Origin of the sequence: Enterobacter sp. 50793107, from assembly GCF_001463365.1 — a bacterium.
Taxonomy (GTDB): domain Bacteria; phylum Pseudomonadota; class Gammaproteobacteria; order Enterobacterales; family Enterobacteriaceae; genus Enterobacter; species Enterobacter cloacae.
In genome coordinates this window covers 42,305-67,527 of the sequence record NZ_LNII01000130.1, presented here as the reverse complement: position 1 = coordinate 67,527, position 25,223 = coordinate 42,305, and the positions used below count along the sequence as shown (strand labels likewise).

Here is a 25,223-nt window from a genome sequence, read left to right as displayed (position 1 = left end):
GTCGGGTGGCGCTTTGCTTACCCGACCTACAAAACGCTAAGACGTAGGCCGGGTAAGGCGCAGCCGCTACCCGGCTTTTTATTTGCGATAGAGGACCTTGATCACGTGATAGCCGAACTGCGTATGCAGTGGGCCAGTCGGCTCCAGTACCGGGCAGGAGAAGACCACTTTGTCGAACGCCGGAACCATCTGACCCTGACGGAATTCACCTAAGTCACCGCCGCGTTTGCCTGATGGGCAAATGGAGTGCTTCTTCGCCAGCTTGCCGAAGTCGGCGCCGTTTTTGATCTGCTCCAGAAGATCCAGAGCCAGTTTCTCTTCTTTAACAAGGATATGCAGTGCTGCTGCTGTTTTTGCCATGATCGTGCCTTGAGTGGTATGGATTAGGCTCGCTATACTACCACGCTGTTATTCTCCCCTCCTGACTTTCATTGAGTGATCATTTATGCGTTTAAACCCCGGACAACAACAAGCTGTCGAATTTGTCACCGGACCGTGTCTGGTGCTGGCGGGGGCTGGCTCCGGCAAAACGCGTGTGATCACGAACAAAATCGCCCATCTGATCCGTGGCTGCGGCTATCAGGCCCGGCATATCGCTGCGGTGACCTTTACCAACAAAGCGGCGCGCGAAATGAAAGAGCGTGTCGGCCAGACGCTGGGGCGTAAAGAGGCGCGAGGCCTGATGATCTCCACGTTCCACACGCTGGGGCTGGATATCATCAAACGCGAATACGCGGCGCTGGGGATGAAGTCCAACTTCTCGCTCTTCGACGACACCGATCAGGTGGCATTGCTTAAAGAGCTTACCGAGGGGCTGATCGAAGATGACAAAGTGCTGTTGCAGCAGCTGATCTCGACGATCTCCAACTGGAAAAACGATCTGATGACCCCCGCTCAGGCGGCGGCAAGCGCCAAAGGTGAGCGGGATCGGATCTTCGCTCACTGCTACGGTCTGTACGATGCACATATGAAAGCGTGTAACGTGCTGGATTTTGACGATCTGATCCTGCTGCCCACGCTGCTGTTGCAGCGTAATGAAGAGGTGCGTGAACGCTGGCAGAACAAAATCCGCTATCTGCTGGTGGATGAATACCAGGACACCAACACCAGCCAGTATGAGCTGGTGAAGCTGCTGGTGGGACAGCGCGCGCGTTTCACCGTGGTAGGCGATGACGACCAGTCAATCTACTCCTGGCGCGGCGCGCGCCCACAAAACCTGGTGCTGCTGAGCAAAGATTTTCCGGCGCTGCAGGTGATCAAGCTGGAACAGAACTACCGCTCATCCGGGCGCATCCTGAAAGCGGCAAATATCCTGATTGCCAATAACCCGCACGTCTTCGAAAAACGCCTTTTCTCGGAACTTGGCTATGGCACGGAGCTCAAAGTGCTCAGTGCCAATAATGAAGAGCATGAAGCGGAGCGCGTGACGGGCGAGCTGATTGCGCACCACTTCGTCAATAAAACGGAATATAAAGATTACGCGATCCTGTATCGCGGCAACCACCAGTCGCGCGTCTTTGAAAAGATGCTGATGCAGAACCGCATCCCGTACAAAATTTCCGGCGGAACCTCCTTCTTCTCGCGCCCTGAAATCAAAGATCTGCTGGCCTATCTGCGTGTACTCACCAACCCGGATGACGACAGCGCCTTTCTGCGTATCGTGAACACGCCGAAACGTGAAATCGGCCCGGCGACGCTGCAAAAGCTCGGTGAATGGGCGATGACGCGCAACAAAAGCCTGTTTACCGCCAGCTTCGATATGGGGCTGAGCCAGACGTTAACCGGGCGCGGTTATGATTCCTTAACCCGCTTTACCCACTGGCTTGGCGAAGTCCAGCGTCTGGCGGAGCGCGAACCGGTTGCTGCCGTTCGCGATCTGATCCACGGCATCGACTACGAGTCCTGGCTGTATGAAACCTCTGCCAGCCCGAAGGCGGCAGAGATGCGGATGAAAAACGTTAACCAGCTATTCAGCTGGATGACGGAAATGCTGGAAGGCTCAGAAATCGACGAGCCGATGACCCTGACCCAGGTCGTTACCCGCTTTACGCTACGCGACATGATGGAGCGCGGAGAGAGCGAAGAGGAAGCCGATCAGGTTCAACTGATGACGCTGCATGCGTCTAAAGGGCTGGAGTTTCCGTATGTCTACCTGGTCGGCATGGAAGAGGGCTTACTGCCGCACCAGAGCAGCATTGATGAAGATAACGTCGATGAAGAGCGTCGTCTGGCCTACGTGGGCATTACCCGCGCGCAGAAAGAATTAACATTTACGCTGTGTAAAGAGCGCCGTCAGTATGGGGAACTGGTTCGCCCTGAGCCGAGCCGTTTCCTGCTGGAGTTGCCGCAGGATGACCTGATCTGGGAGCAGGAGCGCAAGGTGATTACCGCTGAAGAACGGATGCACAAAGGTCAGGCTAACGTCGCGAACATTCGCGCCATGCTGGCAAAAGCCAAAGAGAAGGGATAAAAACTTGCAGGCCGGGTCAGGCGAAGCCGCCGCCCGGCAATGCACAGCGTGTTACTTCACTTCAAGCGCCCAGTGGACATAGCTCTGCCACTGGCACTCTTGCTCAATCATCTCTGCCCCAAGCGGGTGATTATCAATCCAGTTTTCCGGCAGCGTCAGAGACAGCCTTTCGTCATCCGCCACCAGATGAATATTGGGCAGCAAATCATCGCGACGTCGGCTGGCAAACAGAATTGCCAGACGCAGCAGGCGGCACAGATGCTCGGCCACGCGTGGCGGCACAGCGTTTTGCTGATGTAACGAGGAGAGGTCAACGGCGTTGGTCTGGTTCAACAGTAACGTTGCCAGCAGCTTCTTTTGTGCCGGCGTGTAGCCCGGCAGATCGAGATTACGCACCAGCCAGGCTGCGTGCAGCGGCGCCTGCTTATACTCGACGCTCAGCCCAATTTCATGCAGCGCGCAGGCACTTAGCAGCAGATCGCGGCTCAACGGGTCAATATCCCAGCTATTTTTTACCTGATCGGCAAACAGTGATGCCAGCTGACCTACCCGTTGCGCTTGATCGGTATCGACAATAAAGCGACGCTGTACGTTACGCAGGGTTCGGGTGCGGATGTCCTGATCAACCGAAAGATGCAGCATTCCGTAGACCAGCCCTTCACGCAGCGCACCACCGGCCAGCGTCATACACTGGATGTTCAGCTCGGTAAAAATGGCGATCAAAATGGCCAGGCCGCTCGGGAAGACCAGCGCGCGTTCCAGCGTCAGGCCTTCTATTTCCAGCTCTTCCAGGCGACCACATTGAATCGCGCGCTGTTTTAACTGCTGGAGCTTGGTAAGCGTGATCCGCTCGTCCATCCCCTGGGCCATCATGATTTCCTGCAACGCCTGCACGGTACCTGACGCACCCACGCAAACTTTCCAGCCGTGATAGCGCAGTTCGTCCATTACCGGACGTAACACCTCGCGGGCGGCATTTTCCGCTTCGTCGAAGTTCTCTTTACCGAGATTTCGATCGGCAAAGTAGCGCTCAAGCCAGGTCACACAGCCCATCGACAGGCTGAACAGCGAGGTCGCCTGCGCGCCCGTGCCGGTGACGAGCTCGGTGCTGGCACCCCCGATATCGACGACCAGACGGCGATCGTCGCCGCCCGTCGTGTGCGCAACACCCTGATAGATCAGACGTGCTTCTTCTTCACCGCTGATAACCTGAACCGGGCACCCGAGAATTTCCTGCGCTTTGGCAATAAAATCCACGGCATTGACTGCCAGGCGCAGCGTCGCGGTGGCGACAACGGTAATTTGCGAATGGGGAATATCCTGCAGGCGTTCGGCAAAGAGACGCAGACACTGCCAGCCACGTTCCATGGCTTCGGGGGAGAGATAATTATCGCTGCTCAGGCCCGCCGCGAGGCGGACCTTGCGCTTAATGCGCGTCAGCGTTTGTATGCTTCCCGCCACCTCGCGCACAACCAGCATATGAAAACTATTCGAACCGAGATCAATTGCCGCATAAAGCGAGGTGGAGCTGAGCATATTTTCTTAACCTGAACGACGACGATTACGCGGTGCGCCAGAACGACGCGGGCCATTGCCGGAGCGGGCGCGGGTAAGGCGCTTAGGCGGCGGCAGTTCGCTTAACAGCGCATCCGGATTGTATTTACTCTGTGGAATAGAGTGACCAATGTAGGCCTCAATCGCCGGGAGATTCAGCGCATATTCTTCACACGCAAGGCTAATGGAGTGACCGCTTGCGCCTGCACGACCGGTACGACCAATGCGGTGTACGTAGTCTTCGCAGTCATCCGGCAGGTCATAGTTGAAGACGTGCGTGACGGCGGGAATGTGCAGACCACGCGCGGCCACGTCGGTTGCGACCAGAATATCGAGATCGCCACGGGTAAATTCGTCGAGAATACGCAGGCGTTTTTTCTGTGCCACATCGCCGGTCAGCAGACCCACACGGTGACCATCCGCAGCCAGATGGCCCCAGATATCTTCACAGCGGTGTTTGGTGTTCGCGAAGATAATGGCGCGATCTGGCCACTCTTCTTCGATCAGCGTTTGCAGCAGGCGCATTTTCTCTTCATTGGAAGGATAGAAGAGCTCTTCTTTAATGCGGTGACCTGTTTTCTGCTCCGGCTCCACTTCCACATATTCGGCGTTGTTCATCTGCTCGAACGCCAGCTCGCGTACGCGATAAGAAAGGGTAGCGGAGAACAGCATGTTCAGACGCTGGTTCGCCGGAGGCATGCGACGGAACAGCCAGCGGATGTCTTTGATGAAGCCCAGATCGTACATACGGTCGGCTTCATCCAGCACCACAACCTGGATTGCGCCGAGGTTAATGTGATTCTGTTTTGCATAATCGATAAGACGGCCAGTGGTACCGATCAGGATATCCACGCCGCTTTCCAGTACTTTCAGCTGCTTATCGTAGCCATCGCCGCCGTAAGCCAGGCCAATCTTCAGGCCGGTCGCCTGCGTCAGAGGTTCAGCGTCTGCGTGGATCTGTACCGCCAGTTCTCGCGTCGGAGCCATGATAAGCGCGCGCGGCTGGTTAACTTTGCGGTCTGCAATCGCTGGATGAGAAAGTAAATAATGAAACGTTGACGTTAAAAACGCCATCGTTTTGCCAGTACCGGTTTGCGCCTGCCCTGCTACGTCACGACCGGCCAGCGTCAGCGGCAGGGCGAGAGCCTGAATGGGCGTGCAGTTATGAAAGCCTTTATTTTCAAGGGCTTCAATCACTTTTGGGTGCAGGGCGAAGTCGGAAAACTTCTGTTCTGTTAAATGTGTTTTGCTCATAGTGTGGTAGAATATCAGCTTACTATTGCTTTACGAAAGCGTATCCGGTGAAATAAAGTCAACCTTTAGTTGGTTAATGCGACATCAACACGTCGTTGATGAAGGCGAAACCAACGCACCAGGCTTATTCCTGTGGAGTTATATATGAGCGATAAAATTATTCACCTGACTGACGACAGTTTTGACACGGACGTACTTAAGGCTGACGGGCTGACCCTCGTCGATTTCTGGGCTGAATGGTGTGGTCCTTGCAAAATGATCGCCCCGATTCTGGATGAGATCGCTGACGAATATCAGGGCAAACTGACCGTTGCCAAGCTGAACATCGACCAGAACCCGGGTACCGCGCCAAAATACGGCATCCGTGGCATCCCGACCCTGCTGTTGTTTAAAAACGGCGAAGTGGCGGCGACCAAAGTGGGCGCACTGTCCAAAGGTCAACTGAAAGAGTTCCTCGACGCTAACCTGGCGTAAGGTTTCTCCGCTGCGCGTCCAGAGGCCAAAATGATGTGCAACTCTGGACGCCCGGCTTAAGTCGTGCTAAGTTAGCTATGACTTCGTTTTAAACATATCTTGTTGTTTGAATCTTGTTTTACCCGAAACTTCCCGTTGTTAACTTAAACAGTGCGTGAAGTGGCTAAATTCCGGGCTTGTCACTCAATCCGTCTTGTCGTTTCAGATCTGCGTTCTTTCCCTGTGACCAGACAGCGAACAGACATGAGTTGATGGCCGCTAAACAGGCATGGATGACCCTGCCATACCATTCACAACATTAAGTTCGAGAATCACCCCGAGTTTAAGAACCCACACCATTATGAATCTTACCGAATTAAAGAATACGCCGGTTTCTGAGCTGATCACTCTCGGCGAAAATATGGGACTGGAAAACCAGGCTCGTATGCGCAAGCAGGACATCATTTTCGCCATCCTGAAGCAGCACGCTAAGAGTGGCGAAGATATCTTTGGCGACGGTGTGCTGGAGATATTGCAAGACGGATTTGGTTTCCTCCGCTCTGCAGACAGTTCCTACCTCGCCGGCCCTGACGACATCTACGTATCCCCCAGCCAAATCCGCCGTTTCAACCTCCGCACTGGTGACACCATTTCAGGTAAGATTCGTCCTCCAAAAGAGGGTGAACGCTACTTTGCGCTGTTGAAAGTTAACGAAGTTAACTACGACAAACCGGAAAACTCGCGTAACAAGATCCTCTTCGAGAACTTAACGCCGCTGCATGCGAACTCTCGTCTGCGTATGGAGCGTGGTAACGGTTCTACCGAAGACTTAACCGCGCGCGTGCTGGATCTGGCTTCGCCAATTGGTCGTGGTCAACGTGGTCTGATTGTGGCACCGCCAAAAGCGGGTAAAACCATGCTGCTGCAGAACATCGCGCAGAGCATTGCCTACAACCACCCTGACTGCGTGCTGATGGTACTGCTGATTGACGAACGTCCGGAAGAAGTGACCGAGATGCAGCGTCTGGTGAAAGGTGAAGTTGTGGCGTCGACCTTTGACGAGCCAGCATCCCGTCACGTTCAGGTTGCGGAAATGGTTATTGAGAAGGCGAAACGCCTGGTTGAGCACAAGAAAGACGTTATCATTCTGCTCGACTCCATCACCCGTCTGGCGCGTGCCTACAACACCGTGGTTCCGGCTTCCGGTAAAGTACTGACCGGTGGTGTAGATGCCAACGCCCTGCATCGTCCGAAGCGCTTCTTCGGTGCTGCACGTAATGTGGAAGAGGGCGGTAGCCTGACCATCATCGCGACGGCTCTTATCGATACCGGCTCCAAAATGGACGAAGTGATCTACGAAGAGTTTAAAGGGACAGGTAACATGGAACTGCACCTCTCTCGTAAGATTGCAGAAAAACGTGTCTTCCCGGCTATCGACTACAACCGTTCCGGTACCCGTAAGGAAGAGCTGCTCACCACTCAGGAAGAGCTGCAGAAAATGTGGATCCTGCGCAAAATTATCCACCCAATGGGTGAAATCGACGCCATGGAATTCCTCATTAACAAACTGGCGATGACCAAAACCAACGACGATTTCTTCGACATGATGAAGCGCTCGTAACGCAAATAAAGCCAGTGAACGCCACGTTTTTACGTGGCGTTTTTCTTTTATGGACTATACGCTATTACCACACACTCCCAATTTTGACCGGTCGGTGCGACAATTAAGACTATTGGCACAGTAAAAACATTAATTGTCTGAATAATAAACAAATGGGGTTGTTAGAGGTTTGCTTTATGCCTTCAGGCTTTGCGCCTTCATGGTTATACTTCCGCGACTAACATTTGTTGAGAACATCCATTGTGGACCTACTTGATACGTTTACTGAACTAACCAGTATTTTTTTATTCACCACCTGCTTTCTGTTTTTTGCACGTAAGGTGGCGAAATATCTGGGGTTAGTGGATAAACCCAACTTCCGGAAGCGCCATCAGGGGATGATCCCTCTTGTAGGGGGAATCTCTGTTTTTGCTGGCCTTTGCTTCACCTTCACCATTGCTGACTACTATGTTCCGCATGTTAAGTTGTACCTGATGTGTGCGACGGTGTTGGTTTTGGTTGGGGCGCTCGACGATCGTTACGACATCAGTGTCAAAATTCGCGCTATCGTTCAGGCCGCGGTCGGCATTGCTATGATGGTGTTCGCAAAGCTTCATCTAAGCAGCCTCGGCTATATTTTTGGGTCGTGGGAGATGTTACTGGGCCCGTTTGGCTATTTCCTGACACTATTTGCTGTATGGGTTGCAATAAACGCATTCAACATGGTGGACGGCATAGATGGCTTGCTCGGTGGATTGTCCTGCGTCTCATTTGCTGCTATCGGTTTCATTTTATGGTTTGACGGTCAATACAGCCTGGCCATGTGGTGTTTTGCCATGATCGCGGCCATCCTTCCTTATATCTTATTAAATCTGGGAGCGTTAGGCCGCCGATATAAAGTGTTTATGGGTGATGCCGGTAGCACTCTGATCGGCTTTACAATCATCTGGATCTTGCTGGAAACCACACAAGGTAAAGTCCATCCCATTAGCCCGGTAACCGCGTTATGGATCATTGCCATCCCATTGATGGATATGGTTGCGATTATGTATCGCCGATTGCGTAAAGGGATGAGTCCGTTCTCCGCTGACCGCCAGCATATTCATCATTTAATCATGCGAGCCGGGTTCACTTCCCGTCAGGCATTTGTGCTTATTACACTGGCTGCTGCTATTCTGGCGGGAATTGGTGTGGCAGCTGAATACGCACAGTTTGTACCTGAGTGGGTTATGTTGGTACTGTTCTTGCTAGCGTTTTCTCTGTATGGCTATTGCATTAAACGCGCATGGAAAGTCGCTCGTTTCATTAAGCGTGTAAAACGCAGGATGCGTCGAAATAGTGGTAATAATCCAACTTTAACTAAATAAACTGGGATTGTGATGACTCAACCGTTGGTGGGAGCAAAATCAGAGATGACCGAGAATGAGCTGGATATACGTGGCTTGTTTCGCACTTTATGGGCCGGAAAACTGTGGATTGCAGGCATTGCACTGGGCTTCGCATTAGTTGCACTCGCGTATACCTTTTTTGCAAAACAGGAATGGAGTGCAACGGCGATAACTGACAAACCCACTGTTAACATGTTGGGGGGATACTATTCCCAGCAGCAGTTCCTGCGCAACCTGGATATCAAGGCAAATCTGGCGACGCCCGATCAGGCTTCCGTCATGGATGAGGCGTATAAAGAGTTTGTCATGCAGCTGGCCTCCTGGGACACGCGTCGTGATTTCTGGAGCCAGACGGATTATTACAAGCAACGCATGGTGGGCAACAGCAAAGCCGATGCCGCGCTGCTGGATGACCTGATTAACAACATTCAGTTTATGCCGGGCGATGCGCTGCGTAATGTTAATGACAGCGTCAAACTGATTGCAGAGACGGCGCCGGATGCCAATAACCTGTTGCGCCAGTATGTCGCTTTTGCCAGCCAGCGCGCCGCAAGTCATCTTAATGAAGAACTGAAAGGCGCCTGGGCGGCCCGTACCATCCAGATGAAAGCGCAGGTAAAACGTCAGGAAGAGGTGGCTAAAGCCATATTCTCCCGCCGTGTTCATAACATTGAACAGGCACTCAAAATTGCGGAACAGCACAATATTTCTCGCAGCGAAACGGACGTTCCGGCGGATGAACTGCCTGATTCTGAAATGTTCCTGCTTGGTCGTCCAATGCTGCAGGCTCGTCTGGAAAACCTGCAGGCCGTTGGCCCTGATTTTGACCTCGACTACGATCAAAACCGCGCCATGCTTAACACCCTGAATGTAGGTCCAACGCTGGACCCGCGTTTTCAGACCTATCGTTATTTGCGAACGCCTGAAGAACCTGTAAAACGCGATAGCCCACGTCGTGCATTCCTGATGATCATGTGGGGGATTGTAGGCGCACTGACGGGCGCTGGCGTGGCGTTAACACGTCGTCGCACAAATTAAGAACGCCATTGACGATGAAGGCCACGGCCTTCATCGCCTAATCGAAGAGAATCGATGTGAAAGTACTTACCGTATTTGGTACCAGGCCGGAGGCCATCAAGATGGCGCCTCTGGTGCATGCGCTGGCCAGCGATCCTGATATTGAAGCGAAAGTGTGCGTTACGGCGCAACACCGGGAGATGCTCGATCAGGTTTTAACGCTCTTTTCCATCGTCCCGGACTACGATCTGAATATTATGAAGCCGGGGCAGGGATTAACGGAGATTACCTGCCGTATCTTGCAAGAGCTTAAGCCCATTCTGGAATCCTTTAAGCCTGATGTTGTGCTGGTGCATGGCGACACCACCACTACTGTGGCGGCCAGCATGGCTGCGTTTTATCAACGTATTCCTGTCGGCCACGTTGAAGCGGGCCTGCGCACCGGCAATCTTTACTCGCCGTGGCCGGAAGAAGCCAACCGCACGCTTACCGGACATCTGGCGATGTACCACTTTGCACCCACCGAAAATTCGCGCCAGAACTTGCTGTGTGAAAATATCGCCGACAATAAAATCTTTGTGACCGGCAATACGGTTATTGATGCCCTGATTTGGGTGCGTGACCGTGTGCTGGCTAACAACGAACTTCAGGCAGAACTCGCTGCGCGCTACCCGTTCCTGAACAACGGCAAAAAAACCATTCTGGTCACCGGCCACCGTCGTGAAAGCTTTGGCCGGGGTTTCGAGCAAATCTGTCATGCGCTGGCTGAAATCGCCGCGCAAAACGAAGATGTGCAGATTGTCTATCCGGTGCATCTCAACCCTAACGTCAGCGAACCGGTCAACCGCATTCTGGGGCATGTTGAAAATGTCCTTCTGATTGAGCCGCAGGACTACATGCCGTTTGTCTGGCTTATGAATCATGCCTGGCTGATCCTCACTGATTCAGGCGGTATTCAGGAAGAAGCACCTTCACTCGGCAAGCCGGTGCTGGTAATGCGTGAAACCACCGAGCGCCCGGAGGCGGTAAAAGCGGGCACGGTGCGTCTGGTCGGCACGGATAAGCAGCGTATCGTCGATGAAGTGACACACCTGCTGCACGACGAAGAAGCGTATCAGGCGATGAGCCGGGCCCATAACCCGTACGGTGATGGGCTGGCTTGTGGCCGTATTTTGCATGCACTTAAACACAATCGGGTATCGCTATGAGTTTTACTACCATCTCTGTCATTGGTCTTGGCTATATTGGCTTGCCTACTGCGGCAGCATTTGCCTCTCGTCAAAAACAGGTTGTAGGCGTGGATATCAATGCGCGCGCGGTGGAAACCATTAACCGTGGCGAAATCCATATTGTGGAGCCCGATCTCGACCGCGTGGTCAAAGAGGCCGTTGATGGGGGATTCCTGCGCGCCAGTACCACGCCGGTTGAAGCCGATGCTTATCTCATTGCTGTGCCGACGCCATTCAAAGGCGACCATGAACCCGACATGGTCTACGTAGAGGCCGCTGCGAAATCTATTGCACCTGTGCTCAAGAAAGGGGCGCTGGTGATCCTGGAGTCCACTTCTCCGGTTGGCGCAACCGAGCAGATGGCACAGTGGCTGGCAGAAGCCCGGCCGGATTTAAGCTTCCCGCAGCAGGCGGGAGAGCAGGCCGATATCAATATCGCCTACTGTCCGGAGCGCGTGCTGCCGGGGCAGGTGATGGTCGAACTGATTAAAAATGACCGCGTGATTGGCGGGATGACGCCTGTTTGTTCCGCTCGTGCCAGCGCGCTGTACAAGATTTTCCTCGAAGGCGAATGCGTGGTGACGAACTCCCGTACCGCAGAAATGTGCAAACTGACGGAAAACAGCTTTCGCGATGTGAACATCGCTTTTGCCAACGAACTTTCGCTCATTTGTGCCGATCAGGGGATTAACGTCTGGGAATTAATCAGCCTGGCGAATCGTCATCCGCGCGTTAATATTCTGCAGCCAGGCCCGGGCGTGGGCGGTCACTGTATCGCCGTCGATCCATGGTTTATCGTGGCGCAAAACCCCGATCAGGCACGCCTGATCCGCACCGCGCGTGAAGTTAACGACAGCAAGCCACACTGGGTTCTCAACCAGGTTAAAACCACGGTGGCAGATTGTCTGGCTGAGAGTGGCAAACGGGCCAGTGAACTGAAAATTGCCTGCTTTGGCCTGGCATTCAAACCTAACATCGACGATCTGCGCGAAAGCCCGGCGATGGAAATTGCTGAGATGATTGCCCAATGGCACACGGGCGAAACGCTGGTAGTCGAGCCGAATATTCATGAACTGCCGGCAAAACTGGCGGGGCACTGCACGCTTACCGCGCTGGATGACGCGCTGGCCACGGCGGACGTACTGGTGCTGCTGGTGGATCATAAAGAGTTTAAAGCGACCCCCGCTGATGCCGTACAGCAGCGTTACATTGTTGATACCAAAGGTGTCTGGCGTTGAGCAACCTGAACGGGACGCTTGAGTCCCTAGAGTGGGAGAGCCATTTTTTTGGTCTGCCTTCAGCCATTCTGCGTTTGCGCGAAACTGCACCGGCACTGACTGACGCCGACTTTCGCGTCTGGCAGCGGGTACAGGCGAAGATCCCGGCGGACCGCGCCGACCTGCTTGATGCGCTTCAGCAACACGGTTTTCAGCTGGTGGAAGGCGAAGTCGATCTTGCCATTACGCTAACCCGGCATGAGGCGCCAGGCGCGGAGGTTGCCGCTGAGCAGGATATCCCGGTGCTGCGCGAAATGGCGGCGCAGGCGTTTGCCCGCAGCCGCTTTCGTGCGCCCTGGTATGCACCTGAGGACAGCGGACGTTTCTATGCCCAGTGGATTGAGAATGCGGTAAAAGGGACGTTCGATCATGTTTGTCTGGTGTTCCGCGCGGCGGACGGCCAGATCCAGGGTTTTGTTTCGCTTCGCAAGCTCAACGAGCGCGAGGCGCGTATCGGCTTATTAGCTGGCCGGGGTGTGGGCGAGAAACTCATGCAGGCGGCGCTACACTGGGCGCAGCAGCAACAGGTCTCGACGCTGCGGGTGGCAACCCAGATGGGCAACACCGCTGCGCTTAAACGTTATATTGCGAGTGGTGCCAACATCGACGCCACCGCCTACTGGTTATACAGGTGACAAGATGATTCCATTTAACGCACCACCCGTCGTGGGAACCGAACTCGACTATATGCAGTCTGCTATGGGCAGCGGCAAACTCTGCGGTGATGGTGGGTTTACCCGTCGCTGCCAGCAGTGGATGGAACAGCGTTTTCACAGCGCTAAAGTGCTGCTGACCCCTTCCTGTACGGCGTCGCTGGAAATGGCTGCGCTGTTGCTTGATATTCAGCCCGGTGATGAAGTGATTATGCCGAGCTACACCTTCGTCTCCACGGCGAACGCGTTTGTGTTACGCGGGGCGAAAATCGTCTTTGTGGATATTCGTCCGGACACCATGAATATCGATGAAACGCTGATTGAAGCGGCGATCACTGATAAAACGCGGGCGATTGTTCCGGTCCATTACGCGGGCGTGGCCTGTGAAATGGACACCATTATGACGATCGCGAAAAAGCATAACCTGTTTGTGGTGGAAGATGCCGCTCAGGGCGTGATGTCCACCTACAAAGGACGCGCGCTCGGCACCATCGGCCATATCGGCTGCTTTAGCTTCCACGAAACCAAAAACTATACCGCAGGTGGTGAAGGCGGCGCGACGCTGATTAACGACCGCGCGCTGGTTGAGCGTGCGGAAGTGATCCGCGAAAAAGGCACCAACCGCAGCCAATTCTTCCGTGGCCAGGTTGATAAGTATACCTGGCGCGATATTGGCTCAAGCTATCTGATGGCGGATCTGCAGGCGGCGTATCTGTGGGCACAGCTGGAGGCGGCAGAGCGCATTAACCTGCAGCGTTTGTCCCTGTGGCAGACCTATTACGACGCGCTGGCACCGCTGGCAAAAGCCGGGCGTATTGCGCTGCCGACCATTCCGGCAGACTGCGTCCATAATGCCCATATGTTCTATATCAAACTGCGCGATAACGACGATCGCAGCAAGCTGATTGCCTGGCTGAAAGAGGCTGAGATTATGGCGGTGTTCCACTACATTCCGCTGCACTCCAGCCCGGCCGGTGAAGCGTTCGGGACATTCGCGGGTGAAGACCTCTATACCACGAAAGAAAGTGAGCGTTTGCTTCGCTTGCCACTGTTCTACAACCTCGCGCCGGTTAACCAGCGTACGGTGATTAATACCCTTCTGAGCTATTTCGGCTGATATGTCTTTGGCAAAAGCATCGGTGTGGACCGCCGCGTCCACGCTTGTCAAAATTGGCGCCGGGCTGCTGGTCGTCAAGCTGCTGGCCGTCTCATTCGGCCCTTCTGGGGTGGGACTGGCGGGCAATTTCCGCCAGCTTGTCACCGTCCTTGGGGTATTGGCCGGCGCCGGGATCTTCAACGGCGTTACGAAATACGTTGCACAGCATCAGGATGACGCAGCGCAGCTGCGCAAAGTCGTCGGCACATCGTCGGCGATGGTGTTAGGTTTCTCTACTCTGCTGGCCGCGGTGTTTCTGCTGGCGGCGGCCCCCATTAGCCAGGGGCTGTTTGGACACACGCATTATGAAGGGCTGGTGCGTCTGGTCGCTCTGGTTCAGATGGGGATCGCGTGGGCTAACCTGCTACTGGCGCTGATGAAAGGGTTTCGTGATGCTGCCGGGAACGCGCTTGCGTTGATCCTGGGCAGCGTTATAGGTGTTATCGCCTATTACTTCTGCTACCGCCTGGGCGGGTATGAAGGCGCGCTGCTGGGTCTGGCGCTGGTACCTGCGTTAGTGGTCGTTCCGGCGGCGTTTATGCTGATGCGTCGTGGCGTTATCCCCTTAAGCTACCTGAAACCGCAATGGGACAAGGTGCTGGCGGGTCAACTGGGTAAATTTACCCTGATGGCGCTCATTACCTCTGTTACGCTGCCGGTGGCTTACGTGATGATGCGAAACCTGCTGGCGGCGCATTACAGCTGGGATGAAGTGGGAATTTGGCAGGGCGTAAGCAGCATTTCTGACGCCTACCTCCAATTTATAACGGCTTCCTTTAGCGTCTGGTTGCTGCCAACCTTATCGCGTCTGAGCTCCCGACAGGATATTACCCGCGAGATTACCCGCTCGCTGCGTTTTGTACTTCCCACCGTGGCGGCGGCCAGTTTTACCGTGTGGTTATTGCGCGATGTCGCCATCTGGCTGCTCTTTTCGGCGAAATTCATCGCCATGCGCGATCTGTTTGCCTGGCAGCTGGTGGGGGATGTACTGAAAGTAGGCGCTTACGTATTCGGATATCTGGTGATTGCGAAAGCCTCGCTGCGTTTGTATATCCTGGCAGAGATAAGCCAGTTTACGCTCCTGACGGCGTTCTCACACTGGCTGATCCCGGCACACGGTGCACTGGGGGCGGCTCAGGCCTATATGGCAACCTATATCGTTTATTTCGCTGCCTGTTGCGGCGTATTTTTACTTTGGCGTAAACGCGCATGACTGCACTGATTCACATACTGGGATCGGATATCCCACACCATAACCAGACCGTTTTGCGGTTCTTCAACGATGAGCTGGCCCCGGACAATCCCGATGCACGCGAGTTTATGGTTGCAGGCCAGGACAGGGGGCTGAGCGAGATGTGTCCGGCGCTGACGCTTACCTTCTGGCCGGATAAAGCCGCCCTGGCGAAGGCAGTTGTCGCGAAAGCGAAAGCGGATCGTGAGCAGCGCTTCTTCTTCCATGGACAATTTAATACCGGTCTGTGGCTGGCTCTCCTGAGCGGCGGGATTAAACCTTCCCAGTGCAGCTGGCATATCTGGGGAGCCGATCTCTATGAAGTCTCCCGCGGCTGGAAGTTCCGGCTCTTCTACCCGCTACGGCGTATGGCGCAGGGGCGGGTTGGCTGTGTTTTCGCCACCCGTGGCGATCTCAATTACTTCGCGAAACAGCACCCCAACGTTCGCGGTGAGCTGCTCTATTTCCCGACACGCATGAACCCGGCGCTGAATAACATGGCAAACGATACGCCGCGTGAGGGTAAGCTGACGATCCTGGTGGGTAACTCTGGTGATCGCAGCAATGAGCATATTGTTGCGCTGAAGGCGGTACATCAGCAGTTTGGCGACACGGTAAATGTCGTTGTGCCGATGGGCTATCCGGCCAATAATGATGCTTACATCAACGACGTTCGCCAGCAGGCTCTGGGATTGTTTAGCCCGGAGAATGTGAACATCCTGCGCGATAAGCTGGAATTTGATGAATATCTTGCGCTGCTTCGCCAGTGCGATCTCGGCTATTTCATCTTTGCCCGCCAGCAGGGAATTGGCACGCTGTGCCTGCTGATTCAGGCAGGCGTTCCCTGTGTGCTTAATCGCGATAATCCGTTCTGGCAGGATATGGCTGAACAACACATTCCGGTGCTGTTCACCACGGATACCCTGAACGTGGAGGTGGTACGTGAAGTTCAGCGTCAACTGGCGCTGGTGGATAAAAGTACCATCGATTTCTTTAGTCCGAACTACCTTACGCCGTGGCACCGTGCGCTGCGTATCGCTTCAGGAGACAACGCATGAGCCAGTTGCAATTCAGCGGCTTGTTAGTGGTATGGCTTCTGAGCACGCTATTTATCGCCACTCTGACCTGGTTTGAGTTCCGCCGCGTGCGTTTTAACTTTAACGTCTTCTTCTCGTTACTGTTTCTTCTGACCTTCTTCTTCGGTTTTCCGCTGACCAGTATTCTGGTTTTCCGTTTTGACGTGAGTGTCGCGCCGCCGGAAATCCTGCTCCAGGCACTCTTGTCGGCGACCTGCTTCTATGCGGTGTACTACGTCACCTATAAAACGCGTCTGCGCGCGGTGAAAGCGAGTGCGCCGCGTCGTCCGCTGTTCACCATGAACAGGGTAGAGACCCATCTGACGTGGGTAATGCTGATGACCATCGCGCTGGTCAGCGTGGGGATCTTCTTCATGCATAACGGCTTTTTGCTGTTTAAGCTGCACTCCTACAGTCAGATTTTTTCTGCCGAAGTTTCGGGCGTGGCGCTTAAGCGCTTCTTCTATTTCTTCATCCCGGCAATGCTGGTGATCTTTTTCCTGCGCCAGGACAGTAAGGCCTGGCTCTTCTTCCTGGTGAGCACGGTCGCCTTTGGTTTCCTGACCTACATGATTGTGGGTGGGACGCGCGCCAACATTATTATCGCCTTTGCGATTTTCCTGTTTATCGGCATCATTCGCGGGTGGATCTCCCTGTGGATGCTGGCGGCAGCGGGCGTGTTTGGCATTGTGGGGATGTTCTGGCTGGCCCTTAAGCGCTATGGACTGAACGTGGCCGGTGACGAAGCGTTTTACACCTTCCTGTATCTCACGCGCGACACCTTCTCGCCGTGGGAAAACCTCGCTTTACTGCTGCAAAACTACGACAAGATCGATTTCCAGGGGCTGGCGCCCATTGTGCGTGACTTCTATGTGTTTATCCCGTCGTGGCTGTGGCCTGACCGCCCGGGTGCCGTGCTCAACACAGCGAACTACTTCACCTGGGAAGTGCTGAACAACCATTCAGGTCTGGCCATTTCCCCTACGCTGATTGGTTCGCTGGTGGTAATGGGCGGAAGCTGGTTTATTCTGCCGGGCGCGGTTGTGGTAGGGCTGATTATCAAATGGTTTGACTGGCTCTATGTGCTCGGCAACGAAGAGACTAACCGCTACAAGGCCGCCATTTTGCACAGTTTCTGCTTTGGTGCCATTTTCAATATGATCGTTCTGGCGCGCGAGGGGCTGGATTCCTTCGTCTCGCGCGTGGTTTTCTTCATGGTCGTTTTCGGCGTCTGCCTGCTGCTGGCCAAACTGCTGTACTGGCTGTTTGACAGTGCAGGGCTTGTGCATAAGCGCGAGCCACAGGGCAGCAGAACGCTGTCGCAAGTCTGAGTAAGGATAGTCATGACCGACACAACCTCTGCACCGCGCTACGCGCTGCGTGGCCTGCAGCTTATTGGCTGGCGCGATATGCAACACGCGCTGGATTTTCTCTTTGCGGGTGGCCAGATGAAATCCGGTACGCTGGTCGCCATCAATGCGGAGAAGATGCTGGCGGTAGAAGATAACGCTGAAGTCAGAAGTCTGATCGAGGCCGCCGAGTTTAAATACGCGGACGGTATCAGCGTGGTACGCTCGATCCGCAAAAAGTTTCCTGGTGCTAATGTTTCACGCGTCGCGGGGGCCGATCTCTGGGAACAGCTGATGGCACGTGCAGGGGCAGAAGGCACGCCCGTATTTCTTATTGGCGGTAAGCCTGAGGTCCTGGCGCAGACCGAGCAGAAGCTGCGGCGTCAGTGGAATGTTAATATTGTGGGTAGTCAGGACGGCTATTTTAAACCCGAGGACCGGCAGGCGCTGTTTGACCGCGTGCGCGACAGCGGGGCGAAAATTGTCACCGTGGCGATGGGCTCACCGCGCCAGGAAATTCTGATGCGTGATTGCCGTCTGGTTTGCCCGGATGCCCTCTATATGGGCGTCGGCGGGACGTATGACGTCTTTACTGGCCATGTAAAACGTGCGCCGAAGGTATGGCAAAACCTGGGACTGGAGTGGCTGTACCGCCTGCTGTCGCAACCAACACGTATTAAACGCCAGCTCCGTCTGCTGCGTTATCTCGCCTGGCACTACACCGGAAAAATGTAATCAAAATGTAGCGCGATATGCTGTTCGCGCTGCAACTCCCCTGCAAAACTGCTGCGAAACTGTGCAATGCATTTATTTTTTTAATGCATTGTTTGCCATTTTGCAGAATTTAAGAAACCATTCGCTCCGTATTTTAGTACCCCTAAAAAACAATACCTGGTATTAAGCCGGGAAACAGCAAACACAACCGAGGATCTATGGCAGAGAAAAAACCGGAGCTACAGCGTGGGCTGGAAGCTCGTCATATTGAACTGATAGCGCTGGGCGGCACTATTGGTGTGGGCCTGTTTATGGGCTCTGCAAGCACGCTCAAATGGGCCGGGCCATCCGTTCTGCTGGCATATATTATTGCTGGCCTGTTCGTTTTCTTCATTATGCGTTCGATGGGCGAAATGCTCTTCCTGGAGCCAGTGACCGGCTCTTTCGCCGTCTATGCGCACCGCTACATGAGCCCTTTCTTCGGCTACCTGACGGCCTGGTCATACTGGTTTATGTGGATGGCGGTGGGTATCTCGGAGATTACCGCAATCGGGGTGTATGTGCAGTTCTGGTTCCCGGACATGGTCCAGTGGATACCGGCGCTGATTGCTGTGGGGCTGGTGGCAATGGCAAACCTGGCAGCCGTTCGCCTTTATGGTGAAATCGAGTTCTGGTTTGCGATGATTAAAGTCACCACCATCATCGTGATGATTGTGGTTGGACTCGGCGTCATCTTCTTCGGCTTTGGCAACGGTGGTCACGCGATTGGCTTCGGTAACCTGACCGAACACGGCGGCTTCTTCGCTGGTGGCTGGAAAGGCTTCCTGACGGCGCTGTGTATCGTTGTCGCGTCCTATCAGGGCGTTGAGCTTATTGGTATTACGGCCGGTGAAGCGAAGAACCCGCAGGTCACGCTGCGTAGTGCGGTGGGTAAAGTGCTGTGGCGTATCCTGATTTTCTATGTGGGGGCGATCTTCGTTATCGTGACCATCTTCCCGTGGAATGAGATCGGCACGACAGGCAGCCCGTTTGTCTTAACATTCGCGAAGATAGGTATTACGGCGGCAGCAGGTATCATCAACTTTGTCGTCCTGACGGCGGCGTTGTCTGGCTGTAACAGCGGAATGTACAGCTGCGGTCGTATGCTCTATGCGCTTTCGAAGAATAACCAATTGCCTGCGGCAATGAGTAAAGTGTCCCGCGCGGGTGTGCCTGTTGCGGGTGTGGCGGTGTCGATTGCCATCCTGCTGATTGGCTCATGCCTGAACTACATTATTCCAAATCCGCAGCGCGTATTTGTTTATGTCTACAGCGCCAGCGTGCTGCCGGGGATGGTGCCGTGGTTCGTTATTCTGATTAGCCAGCTGCGTTTCCGCCATGCGCATAAACAGGCGATTGCCAGCCATCCGTTCCGCTCGATTCTGTTCCCGTATGCGAACTATTTGACGATGGCGTTCCTGATTTGCGTATTAATCGGGATGTACTTTAATGATGATACCCGCATGTCGCTGTTTGTCGGGATGATCTTCCTGGCGGCAGTCACTGCAGCCTATAAGCTATTTGGGCTGGGGCGCCGCGCCACCACGCAGAAAGTGGAGGAATAAGCGGCAAAATGTGCAAACCATAACCAAACGCGCATTTTTTTCAAAAAAGCACTAGACAGCGGGGTCGGAGGTACGTAATATCCAGCCCCGCAACGGCGCTAAGCGCCCGTAGCTCAGCTGGATAGAGCGCTGCCCTCCGGAGGCAGAGGTCTCAGGTTCGAATCCTGTCGGGCGCGCCATTTTAGTCCCGGCGCTAGAGCTGCGGTGGTCTGAGAAGTAGTCAGTACCGCGTGAAAGAATACAGTGGTGGCTATAGCTCAGTTGGTAGAGCCCTGGATTGTGATTCCAGTTGTCGTGGGTTCGAATCCCATTAGCCACCCCATTATTGAAGAGTTGTGAATTGCGAAGGTGGCGGAATTGGTAGACGCGCTAGCTTCAGGTGTTAGTGTTCTTACGGACGTGGGGGTTCAAGTCCCCCCCCTCGCACCACGACTTTAATGAATTGAACTAAAAATTCAAAAAGCAGTACATCGGCGAGTAGCGCAGCTTGGTAGCGCAACTGGTTTGGGACCAGTGGGTCGGAGGTTCGAATCCTCTCTCGCCGACCAATTTTGAACCCCGCTTCGGCGGGGTTTTTTGTTTTCTGCGGCTTTTCACCTCTGTATCCATTCCCCGACATACGCGTTTCCTGTTGTCGCGAACCAGCGACACTTAATTAATTGAAAACTAAAATAATATTGCATCAGCGTCTTAACCGTCTCTTTCTGACGACACTTCTGCGCTTTTACCGATATCTTATGGTGCGTCAGACGGGTCTTGGCAGCAGAAATTCCTTTTATCTTAAAATGTTGCGCGATGTAAAATTTCTTCGTGTAACGTTGGCATGTAACGTGCAATAATATACGTGTAGATGCTCATTCCATCTCTTATGTTCGCCTTCGTGCCTCATAAACTCAGGAATGATGCAGAGCCATTTACGGTGCTTATCGTCCACTGACAGATGTCGCTTCGGCCTCATCAGACACCATGGGCATAACGTTGAGTGAAGCACCAAATATGTTGTCTTACAGACCTGTTTTAACGCCTGCTTTTATAGCAGGCGTTTTTTTATGCCTAAAAAAGGAGGCCGTCTGGCCTCCTTGATAATTACTGCTGCGTTCCGTTGTTCTGTAGCGTTAGCAGAAGCCCGTCGCGCCGCATGGCAGCAGCTTCTTCCGGTTTATGCTGCTTGTCGAGCGTATCGGCAAGCCACGCGTAGTCAAACGCATCCGGGCGCTGTTTTAACGCCGCACGGAAGGCGAGGCTCGCCTCCTGCCATTCACCGTGTTTCATCAGCGACTGGCCCAGCGTGCTCCAGAGCAGCGGACGATCGCCAACGGTTTTGATCTGTTGACGCAGCACTTTTTCGATTTGCTCAGGGTTGTTGGTTTTCAGACGCGGGATCACCATGACCAGACGATCGTCGTACTGGCGCTTCAGACCGTCGAGGAGGATCTCCTGAGCCGTGTCATGATCATCACATTCAATCAGGTGTTCCGCCATTGCCACCTGCAGAGGAACCTGCTGACGCGTTTTGCGGCTCTGATTCTTCCACCAGGTTTTCAGACCATCGCTGCCCAGATCGGCACGCGCCTGATCCATCAAACCAATCCACGCCATGCGCTGGAGTTCGTCACGATGTTCATCATCACCCACGTCGGCTTTCGCCATCGAAGGAATAATGTCCAGCAGTGAACCCCAGGCACCGGTACGGATATAGGCCTGCTCGGCAAGGCGCAGCACTTCAGGGTGGCGAGGAGTGATTTCCAGCAGACGGTCAACGCCGTGGCGCGCCGCATGGTTTTCATTACGTGCCAGCTGCAGGCGAACGCGAGTGATCTCAACCGGGATCTGGTTGTCGGACGCCATCTCCGATGCGCGCTCCAGATGCTGATTTGCACGGGCCTCGTCACCACGCTGTTGAGCTGCTTCAGCAGCCAACAGATAGTTCACGACGGGTTGTTCGGCGTGATCGGCGTTTTTCGACATCAGCTTTTCCACCTGCTGATAATCGCCCTCGGCGAGCTTAATCAGCGCCTGCTCGGTCTGCTTACGGGCGCGACGGCGCTTGCGGCCAACGAACCAGCCACGGGTATGGGCACCGGTGCGGAAAATACGGCGCAGGATCCACTCCAGCGCCAGCAACACCACAACGCCCAGGATCAGAATGATCACCAGACCCGTTACGCTGGTTTCGATGTTGTAATTGTCGGTCTGGATCAACACGTACCCCTGGTGACCGGCAAGCATCGGCCCAAGGACGATCCCGGCGATCAGCAGGATAAAGAGTAAGAGTACTTTAAGCATCGTTACTCTCCTTGTGGGGCGCTTTCAGGCGCGGGCGCGGCGGCTGGTGCAGGTTCACCCGTCTGCTCAGCCGGAACGCCCGGCTGTGCCAGCAGGTTACGTACGCGCGTTTGCATCAGCTTTTCCAGAATCGGCTGGCTGGCCAGTTTATCCGGCACGTTCATGGTGATGTTCTGCTGACTCAGTTTGTCGATGTCATCGAGGAACGCCGTGGTGGTGGCATCATCGGTATCGTAGTAAGCACGTACCCATGTGGAGACGTTATCCAGCGCCTGTTTGTAGGTCTCTTCCTGATGACGTGGCACGGCCTGGGCCGCGACCAGCAGACGGGAACGAATGTTCTCACGCAGGTAGATATCCTGGTTCGGCGCTAACAGCGGCACGGCGGTTTCATCACGGCGACGAATGGTGATGAAGCTGTCCATAAAGTTCTGCCAGCTTTTTTGCAGGTTTACACGCCACTCGCTCAGGGAGCTGGACAGCTCGGTGCCGTCGGAATCCATGGGAGAATCGTCGTCGTTGTTATCTGCCAGCTGCAGGTTATCAATCTGGTTCGAGAGCTGATTTACCTTGAGGATGATGCCGTCATAATCCACCTGAGAAACGGCGGAGAGGCTGGCGATGTCTTCGGTAATGGCGCGACGTGCGGTGATGAGGCTTGGATCGTTCATGTCCGCCAGACTCGCATCTGCGCTTTTCAGCAGAGCGGCGGCGGTGGTGACATCCTGATCGCTCCAGAGCTTACGCCCGGCCAGTTTCACCAGAAAATCGGCCTGAGAAAGCAGCCATGTTTTGGCATCGGTACCGGAAATGGTGGCCACTTTTTGCTGCACTTCGTCCAGCTGTTTGGTTAGCTCTTCCTGTTTGCTGTTCGCATCGGCAAGCGCGGCGGCCTGCTGTTTGATGACGCCTTCCAGCTCGGTTTTTTGTGTCTCCTGCGCTTTTTGCAGCGCGGCGAGCTGATTAACCAGCGCGTCGCTGGTTGCCGTCTGATTGGTGCTTTGCTGTTTCACCAGGCCGTAGAGGCTGACGCCTGCTGCCAGCGCAATGGCGATGGCAATCGCGCTCAGCGCGAGGCTGGTCTTGTTGCTGCCGTTTTTCTTCTCAACGGTTTTCTCAGTCGTTTCTGACTGTGGCGTCATGTCCACAGTCTCCCTGGTCTCTTCAACCACGGCGGAGGATTTGTCGTGTTCCGTCATTATGGCATCCCATTATGAGAGTTATTGTAATGCGCGCAGCAGCGCATCGTTGTCGGCGTTATCAGCGATCCGAATATCTTGCCAGCCCAGTTCCCGGGCGAGGTTCGCCAGACGCTCACTGACGACCAAAAGCCGACAGTGGAGTAACCAGTTTTCACGATACCAAAGCGGCACCAGCGACCAGAGTTGCTGCAGCATTTCGCCGCTGGTCACCACCAGCGTTGTAATGCCGCGCGTATGCCAGCGCATCGCCTCTTGTGCACCATCGTAATGTTTTGCACAGCGTTGATAACATTCGCAAAACGTGACGTCAGCTCCGCGTTCACGCAGCGTTTCGCCTAACAGCTCGCGTCCGCCGTTACCGCGTAAAATCAGCGCACGTTTTCCGATTAGGGTTTGTAATTCAGGTAATTGTAGCAAGACTTCGCTGGTTTCCCGATCTAACGGGTAACGCACGTCTGCTCCACTTACGGTATGCAGCGCCAGGGCGGTGGAACGGCCAATCGCGAAATAGCGTGGCGCGGTAGGCCAGTTCAGTCCCTGCTGTTGTAGCTGCGCATGGGCAAATTCCACGGCATGTTGCGACAAGGCAAACAGCAGGTCGCCTTCCTGAAGGGTATTCATATGGTCGGCGAGCGCGGACAGCTCCCGACCCGGGGAGAATTCAATAAGCGGAAAACTCCAGGCCACCTGCCCCAGTGCGCGCAGACGGCTCACTAACTGCTCTCCTGCGGGAGAAGGGCGGGTGACGAGAATACTCATGCAGGGGGCTCTCCATCGTAAACGTCAGCCAGAATCTCGCGGGCACCGTTATCCAGTAACTCTTCCGCCAGCGAAACGCCAAGCTGCTCAGCATCTTGCGGTTTACCGCGGCGCTCACCGCGTACCATCTGCGAACCGTCCGGCGCGCCAACCAGCGCACGCAGCCACAGTTCACCGTTAATTAATTCAGCATAGCTGCCAATCGGCACCTGGCACCCCCCTTCAAGGCGGGTATTCATCGCACGCTCGGCTTTGACGCGAATGGCCGTCTCGTCATGATTCAGCGGCGCAAGCAGTTCACGGGTACGCCTGTCATCCAGACGGCACTCAATACCTACAGCGCCCTGTCCCACGGCCGGCAAAGAGAGCTCCGGTGGCAACGCGACGCGAATGCGTGACTCCAGCCCCAGACGCTTAAGTCCTGCTACCGCGAGGATAATGGCATCGTAATCGCCGTTATCCAGCTTGCCCAGACGCGTCCCAACGTTACCGCGCAGCGAGCGTATGATCAGATCCGGACGGCGTTCAGCCAACTGACACTGGCGGCGTAAACTGGACGTGCCAACCACGCTGCCTTTGGGCAACGCATCAAGCGAGTCAAACTGGTTAGAGACAAACGCATCGCGCGGATCCTCGCGCTCGCAAATGGTCACCAGCCCCAGCCCTTCCGGGAACTCGACGGGCACGTCTTTCATCGAATGCACGGCGATGTCGGCGCGGTTCTCAAGCAATGCCAGTTCCAGTTCTTTGACAAACAAGCCTTTGCCGCCCACTTTCGCCAGCGGCGTATCAAGGATCACATCGCCGCGCGTGACCATGGGCACCAGCTCGACGCGCAAGCCGCTGTGGCAGGCTTCCAGGCGCTGCTTAACATAATGTGCCTGCCAGAGCGCAAGAGGGCTTTGGCGTGTGGCAATTCTCAAAACATTGTCTAACATGCTTGTTACCGTC

Annotated in this window: 21 protein-coding genes and 4 tRNA genes; 18 read left to right on the top strand and 7 right to left on the bottom strand. The window is 54.6% G+C overall.

Annotated features, from left to right (window positions below; translation table 11 throughout):
* Positions 1 to 78: 78 nt before the first annotated feature.
* Complete coding sequence (gene ppiC / locus APU11_RS17300; protein WP_008501570.1) at positions 79 to 360, bottom strand: peptidylprolyl isomerase PpiC; 282 nt, start codon at positions 358 to 360, stop codon at positions 79 to 81.
* A gap of 85 nt (positions 361 to 445) precedes the next feature.
* Here ppiC and rep point away from each other — a divergent pair, with 85 nt between their 5' ends.
* Positions 446 to 2,470, top strand: a complete 2,025-nt coding sequence (gene rep, locus APU11_RS17295) for a DNA helicase Rep (protein WP_013099281.1) — start codon at positions 446 to 448, stop codon at positions 2,468 to 2,470.
* Positions 2,471 to 2,521: 51 nt separating this feature from the next.
* Here rep and gppA read toward each other — a convergent pair whose 3' ends face one another.
* Both gppA and rhlB read right to left on the bottom strand, forming a co-directional pair.
* Positions 2,522 to 4,006, bottom strand: a complete 1,485-nt coding sequence (gppA, locus tag APU11_RS17290; RefSeq protein ID WP_013099280.1) for a guanosine-5'-triphosphate,3'-diphosphate diphosphatase — start codon at positions 4,004 to 4,006, stop codon at positions 2,522 to 2,524.
* A gap of 6 nt (positions 4,007 to 4,012) precedes the next feature.
* The gene (gene rhlB, locus APU11_RS17285; RefSeq protein WP_013099279.1) at positions 4,013 to 5,278 is read right to left on the bottom strand and encodes an ATP-dependent RNA helicase RhlB; all 1,266 of its coding nucleotides are present in this window, start codon (positions 5,276 to 5,278) and stop codon (positions 4,013 to 4,015) included.
* Between the two features lie 144 nt (positions 5,279 to 5,422).
* Here rhlB and trxA point away from each other — a divergent pair, with 144 nt between their 5' ends.
* From trxA to APU11_RS17200, 17 genes are all read left to right on the top strand, one after another.
* Positions 5,423 to 5,752 carry a thioredoxin TrxA gene (gene trxA, locus APU11_RS17280; protein ID WP_004386384.1) on the top strand — a complete coding sequence of 110 codons (330 nt, stop codon included), beginning with the start codon at positions 5,423 to 5,425 and terminating at the stop codon, positions 5,750 to 5,752.
* A 340-nt stretch (positions 5,753 to 6,092) separates the two neighbouring features.
* The gene (gene rho / locus APU11_RS17275) at positions 6,093 to 7,352 is read left to right on the top strand and encodes a transcription termination factor Rho (protein ID WP_001054528.1); all 1,260 of its coding nucleotides are present in this window, start codon (positions 6,093 to 6,095) and stop codon (positions 7,350 to 7,352) included.
* 242 nt (positions 7,353 to 7,594) lie between these two features.
* Positions 7,595 to 8,698: a UDP-N-acetylglucosamine--undecaprenyl-phosphate N-acetylglucosaminephosphotransferase gene (wecA, locus tag APU11_RS17270; protein ID WP_013099278.1), complete on the top strand. Its 1,104-nt coding sequence runs from the start codon at positions 7,595 to 7,597 to the stop codon at positions 8,696 to 8,698.
* Between the two features lie 12 nt (positions 8,699 to 8,710).
* Positions 8,711 to 9,757: an ECA polysaccharide chain length modulation protein gene (wzzE, locus tag APU11_RS17265; protein WP_038985276.1), complete on the top strand. Its 1,047-nt coding sequence runs from the start codon at positions 8,711 to 8,713 to the stop codon at positions 9,755 to 9,757.
* A 56-nt stretch (positions 9,758 to 9,813) separates the two neighbouring features.
* A complete protein-coding gene (gene wecB, locus APU11_RS17260; protein WP_038985275.1) occupies positions 9,814 to 10,944 on the top strand; it encodes a UDP-N-acetylglucosamine 2-epimerase (non-hydrolyzing) in 1,131 nt (376 codons plus the stop codon).
* Positions 10,941 to 12,203, top strand: a complete 1,263-nt coding sequence (gene wecC, locus APU11_RS17255) for a UDP-N-acetyl-D-mannosamine dehydrogenase (RefSeq protein ID WP_038420803.1) — start codon at positions 10,941 to 10,943, stop codon at positions 12,201 to 12,203. Before wecB ends, wecC begins: the two co-directional genes overlap by 4 nt.
* Positions 12,200 to 12,877: a dTDP-4-amino-4,6-dideoxy-D-galactose acyltransferase gene (gene rffC / locus APU11_RS17250; protein ID WP_038420802.1), complete on the top strand. Its 678-nt coding sequence runs from the start codon at positions 12,200 to 12,202 to the stop codon at positions 12,875 to 12,877. The genes wecC and rffC overlap by 4 nt, the downstream gene beginning before the upstream one ends.
* A gap of 4 nt (positions 12,878 to 12,881) precedes the next feature.
* Complete coding sequence (rffA, locus tag APU11_RS17245) at positions 12,882 to 14,012, top strand: dTDP-4-amino-4,6-dideoxygalactose transaminase (RefSeq protein ID WP_058650625.1); 1,131 nt, start codon at positions 12,882 to 12,884, stop codon at positions 14,010 to 14,012.
* A 1-nt stretch (position 14,013) separates the two neighbouring features.
* Positions 14,014 to 15,264, top strand: a complete 1,251-nt coding sequence (gene wzxE, locus APU11_RS17240; RefSeq protein ID WP_058650624.1) for a lipid III flippase WzxE — start codon at positions 14,014 to 14,016, stop codon at positions 15,262 to 15,264.
* Positions 15,261 to 16,340: a TDP-N-acetylfucosamine:lipid II N-acetylfucosaminyltransferase gene (locus tag APU11_RS17235; protein WP_058650623.1), complete on the top strand. Its 1,080-nt coding sequence runs from the start codon at positions 15,261 to 15,263 to the stop codon at positions 16,338 to 16,340. Before wzxE ends, APU11_RS17235 begins: the two co-directional genes overlap by 4 nt.
* The gene (gene wzyE / locus APU11_RS17230) at positions 16,337 to 17,689 is read left to right on the top strand and encodes an ECA oligosaccharide polymerase (protein WP_014833719.1); all 1,353 of its coding nucleotides are present in this window, start codon (positions 16,337 to 16,339) and stop codon (positions 17,687 to 17,689) included. Before APU11_RS17235 ends, wzyE begins: the two co-directional genes overlap by 4 nt.
* A gap of 12 nt (positions 17,690 to 17,701) precedes the next feature.
* Positions 17,702 to 18,442: a lipopolysaccharide N-acetylmannosaminouronosyltransferase gene (wecG, locus tag APU11_RS17225; RefSeq protein WP_013099269.1), complete on the top strand. Its 741-nt coding sequence runs from the start codon at positions 17,702 to 17,704 to the stop codon at positions 18,440 to 18,442.
* A 197-nt stretch (positions 18,443 to 18,639) separates the two neighbouring features.
* Positions 18,640 to 20,025, top strand: a complete 1,386-nt coding sequence (locus tag APU11_RS17220; RefSeq protein WP_023619875.1) for an amino acid permease — start codon at positions 18,640 to 18,642, stop codon at positions 20,023 to 20,025.
* Between the two features lie 102 nt (positions 20,026 to 20,127).
* Positions 20,128 to 20,204: transfer RNA gene (locus APU11_RS17215), tRNA-Arg, on the top strand.
* A gap of 67 nt (positions 20,205 to 20,271) precedes the next feature.
* Positions 20,272 to 20,347, top strand: a tRNA-His gene (locus tag APU11_RS17210).
* A gap of 20 nt (positions 20,348 to 20,367) precedes the next feature.
* Positions 20,368 to 20,454: transfer RNA gene (locus APU11_RS17205), tRNA-Leu, on the top strand.
* Between the two features lie 42 nt (positions 20,455 to 20,496).
* Positions 20,497 to 20,573 (top strand) — tRNA-Pro (locus APU11_RS17200).
* A gap of 538 nt (positions 20,574 to 21,111) precedes the next feature.
* Here APU11_RS17200 and hemY read toward each other — a convergent pair.
* The 4 genes from hemY to hemC are packed head-to-tail and all read right to left on the bottom strand — an operon-like array spanning position 21,112 to position 25,210.
* Complete coding sequence (gene hemY, locus APU11_RS17195; protein ID WP_013099267.1) at positions 21,112 to 22,311, bottom strand: protoheme IX biogenesis protein HemY; 1,200 nt, start codon at positions 22,309 to 22,311, stop codon at positions 21,112 to 21,114.
* Between the two features lie 2 nt (positions 22,312 to 22,313).
* A complete protein-coding gene (gene hemX / locus APU11_RS17190) occupies positions 22,314 to 23,510 on the bottom strand; it encodes a uroporphyrinogen-III C-methyltransferase (protein ID WP_038420796.1) in 1,197 nt (398 codons plus the stop codon).
* A 21-nt stretch (positions 23,511 to 23,531) separates the two neighbouring features.
* Entirely contained in the window at positions 23,532 to 24,272 is a 741-nt protein-coding gene (gene hemD, locus APU11_RS17185) for a uroporphyrinogen-III synthase (protein WP_029883127.1), read from the bottom strand.
* Positions 24,269 to 25,210, bottom strand: coding sequence for a hydroxymethylbilane synthase (hemC, locus tag APU11_RS17180; protein WP_032618596.1), 942 nt, complete (start codon positions 25,208 to 25,210; stop codon positions 24,269 to 24,271). Before hemC ends, hemD begins: the two co-directional genes overlap by 4 nt.
* Positions 25,211 to 25,223: the final 13 nt, after the last annotated feature.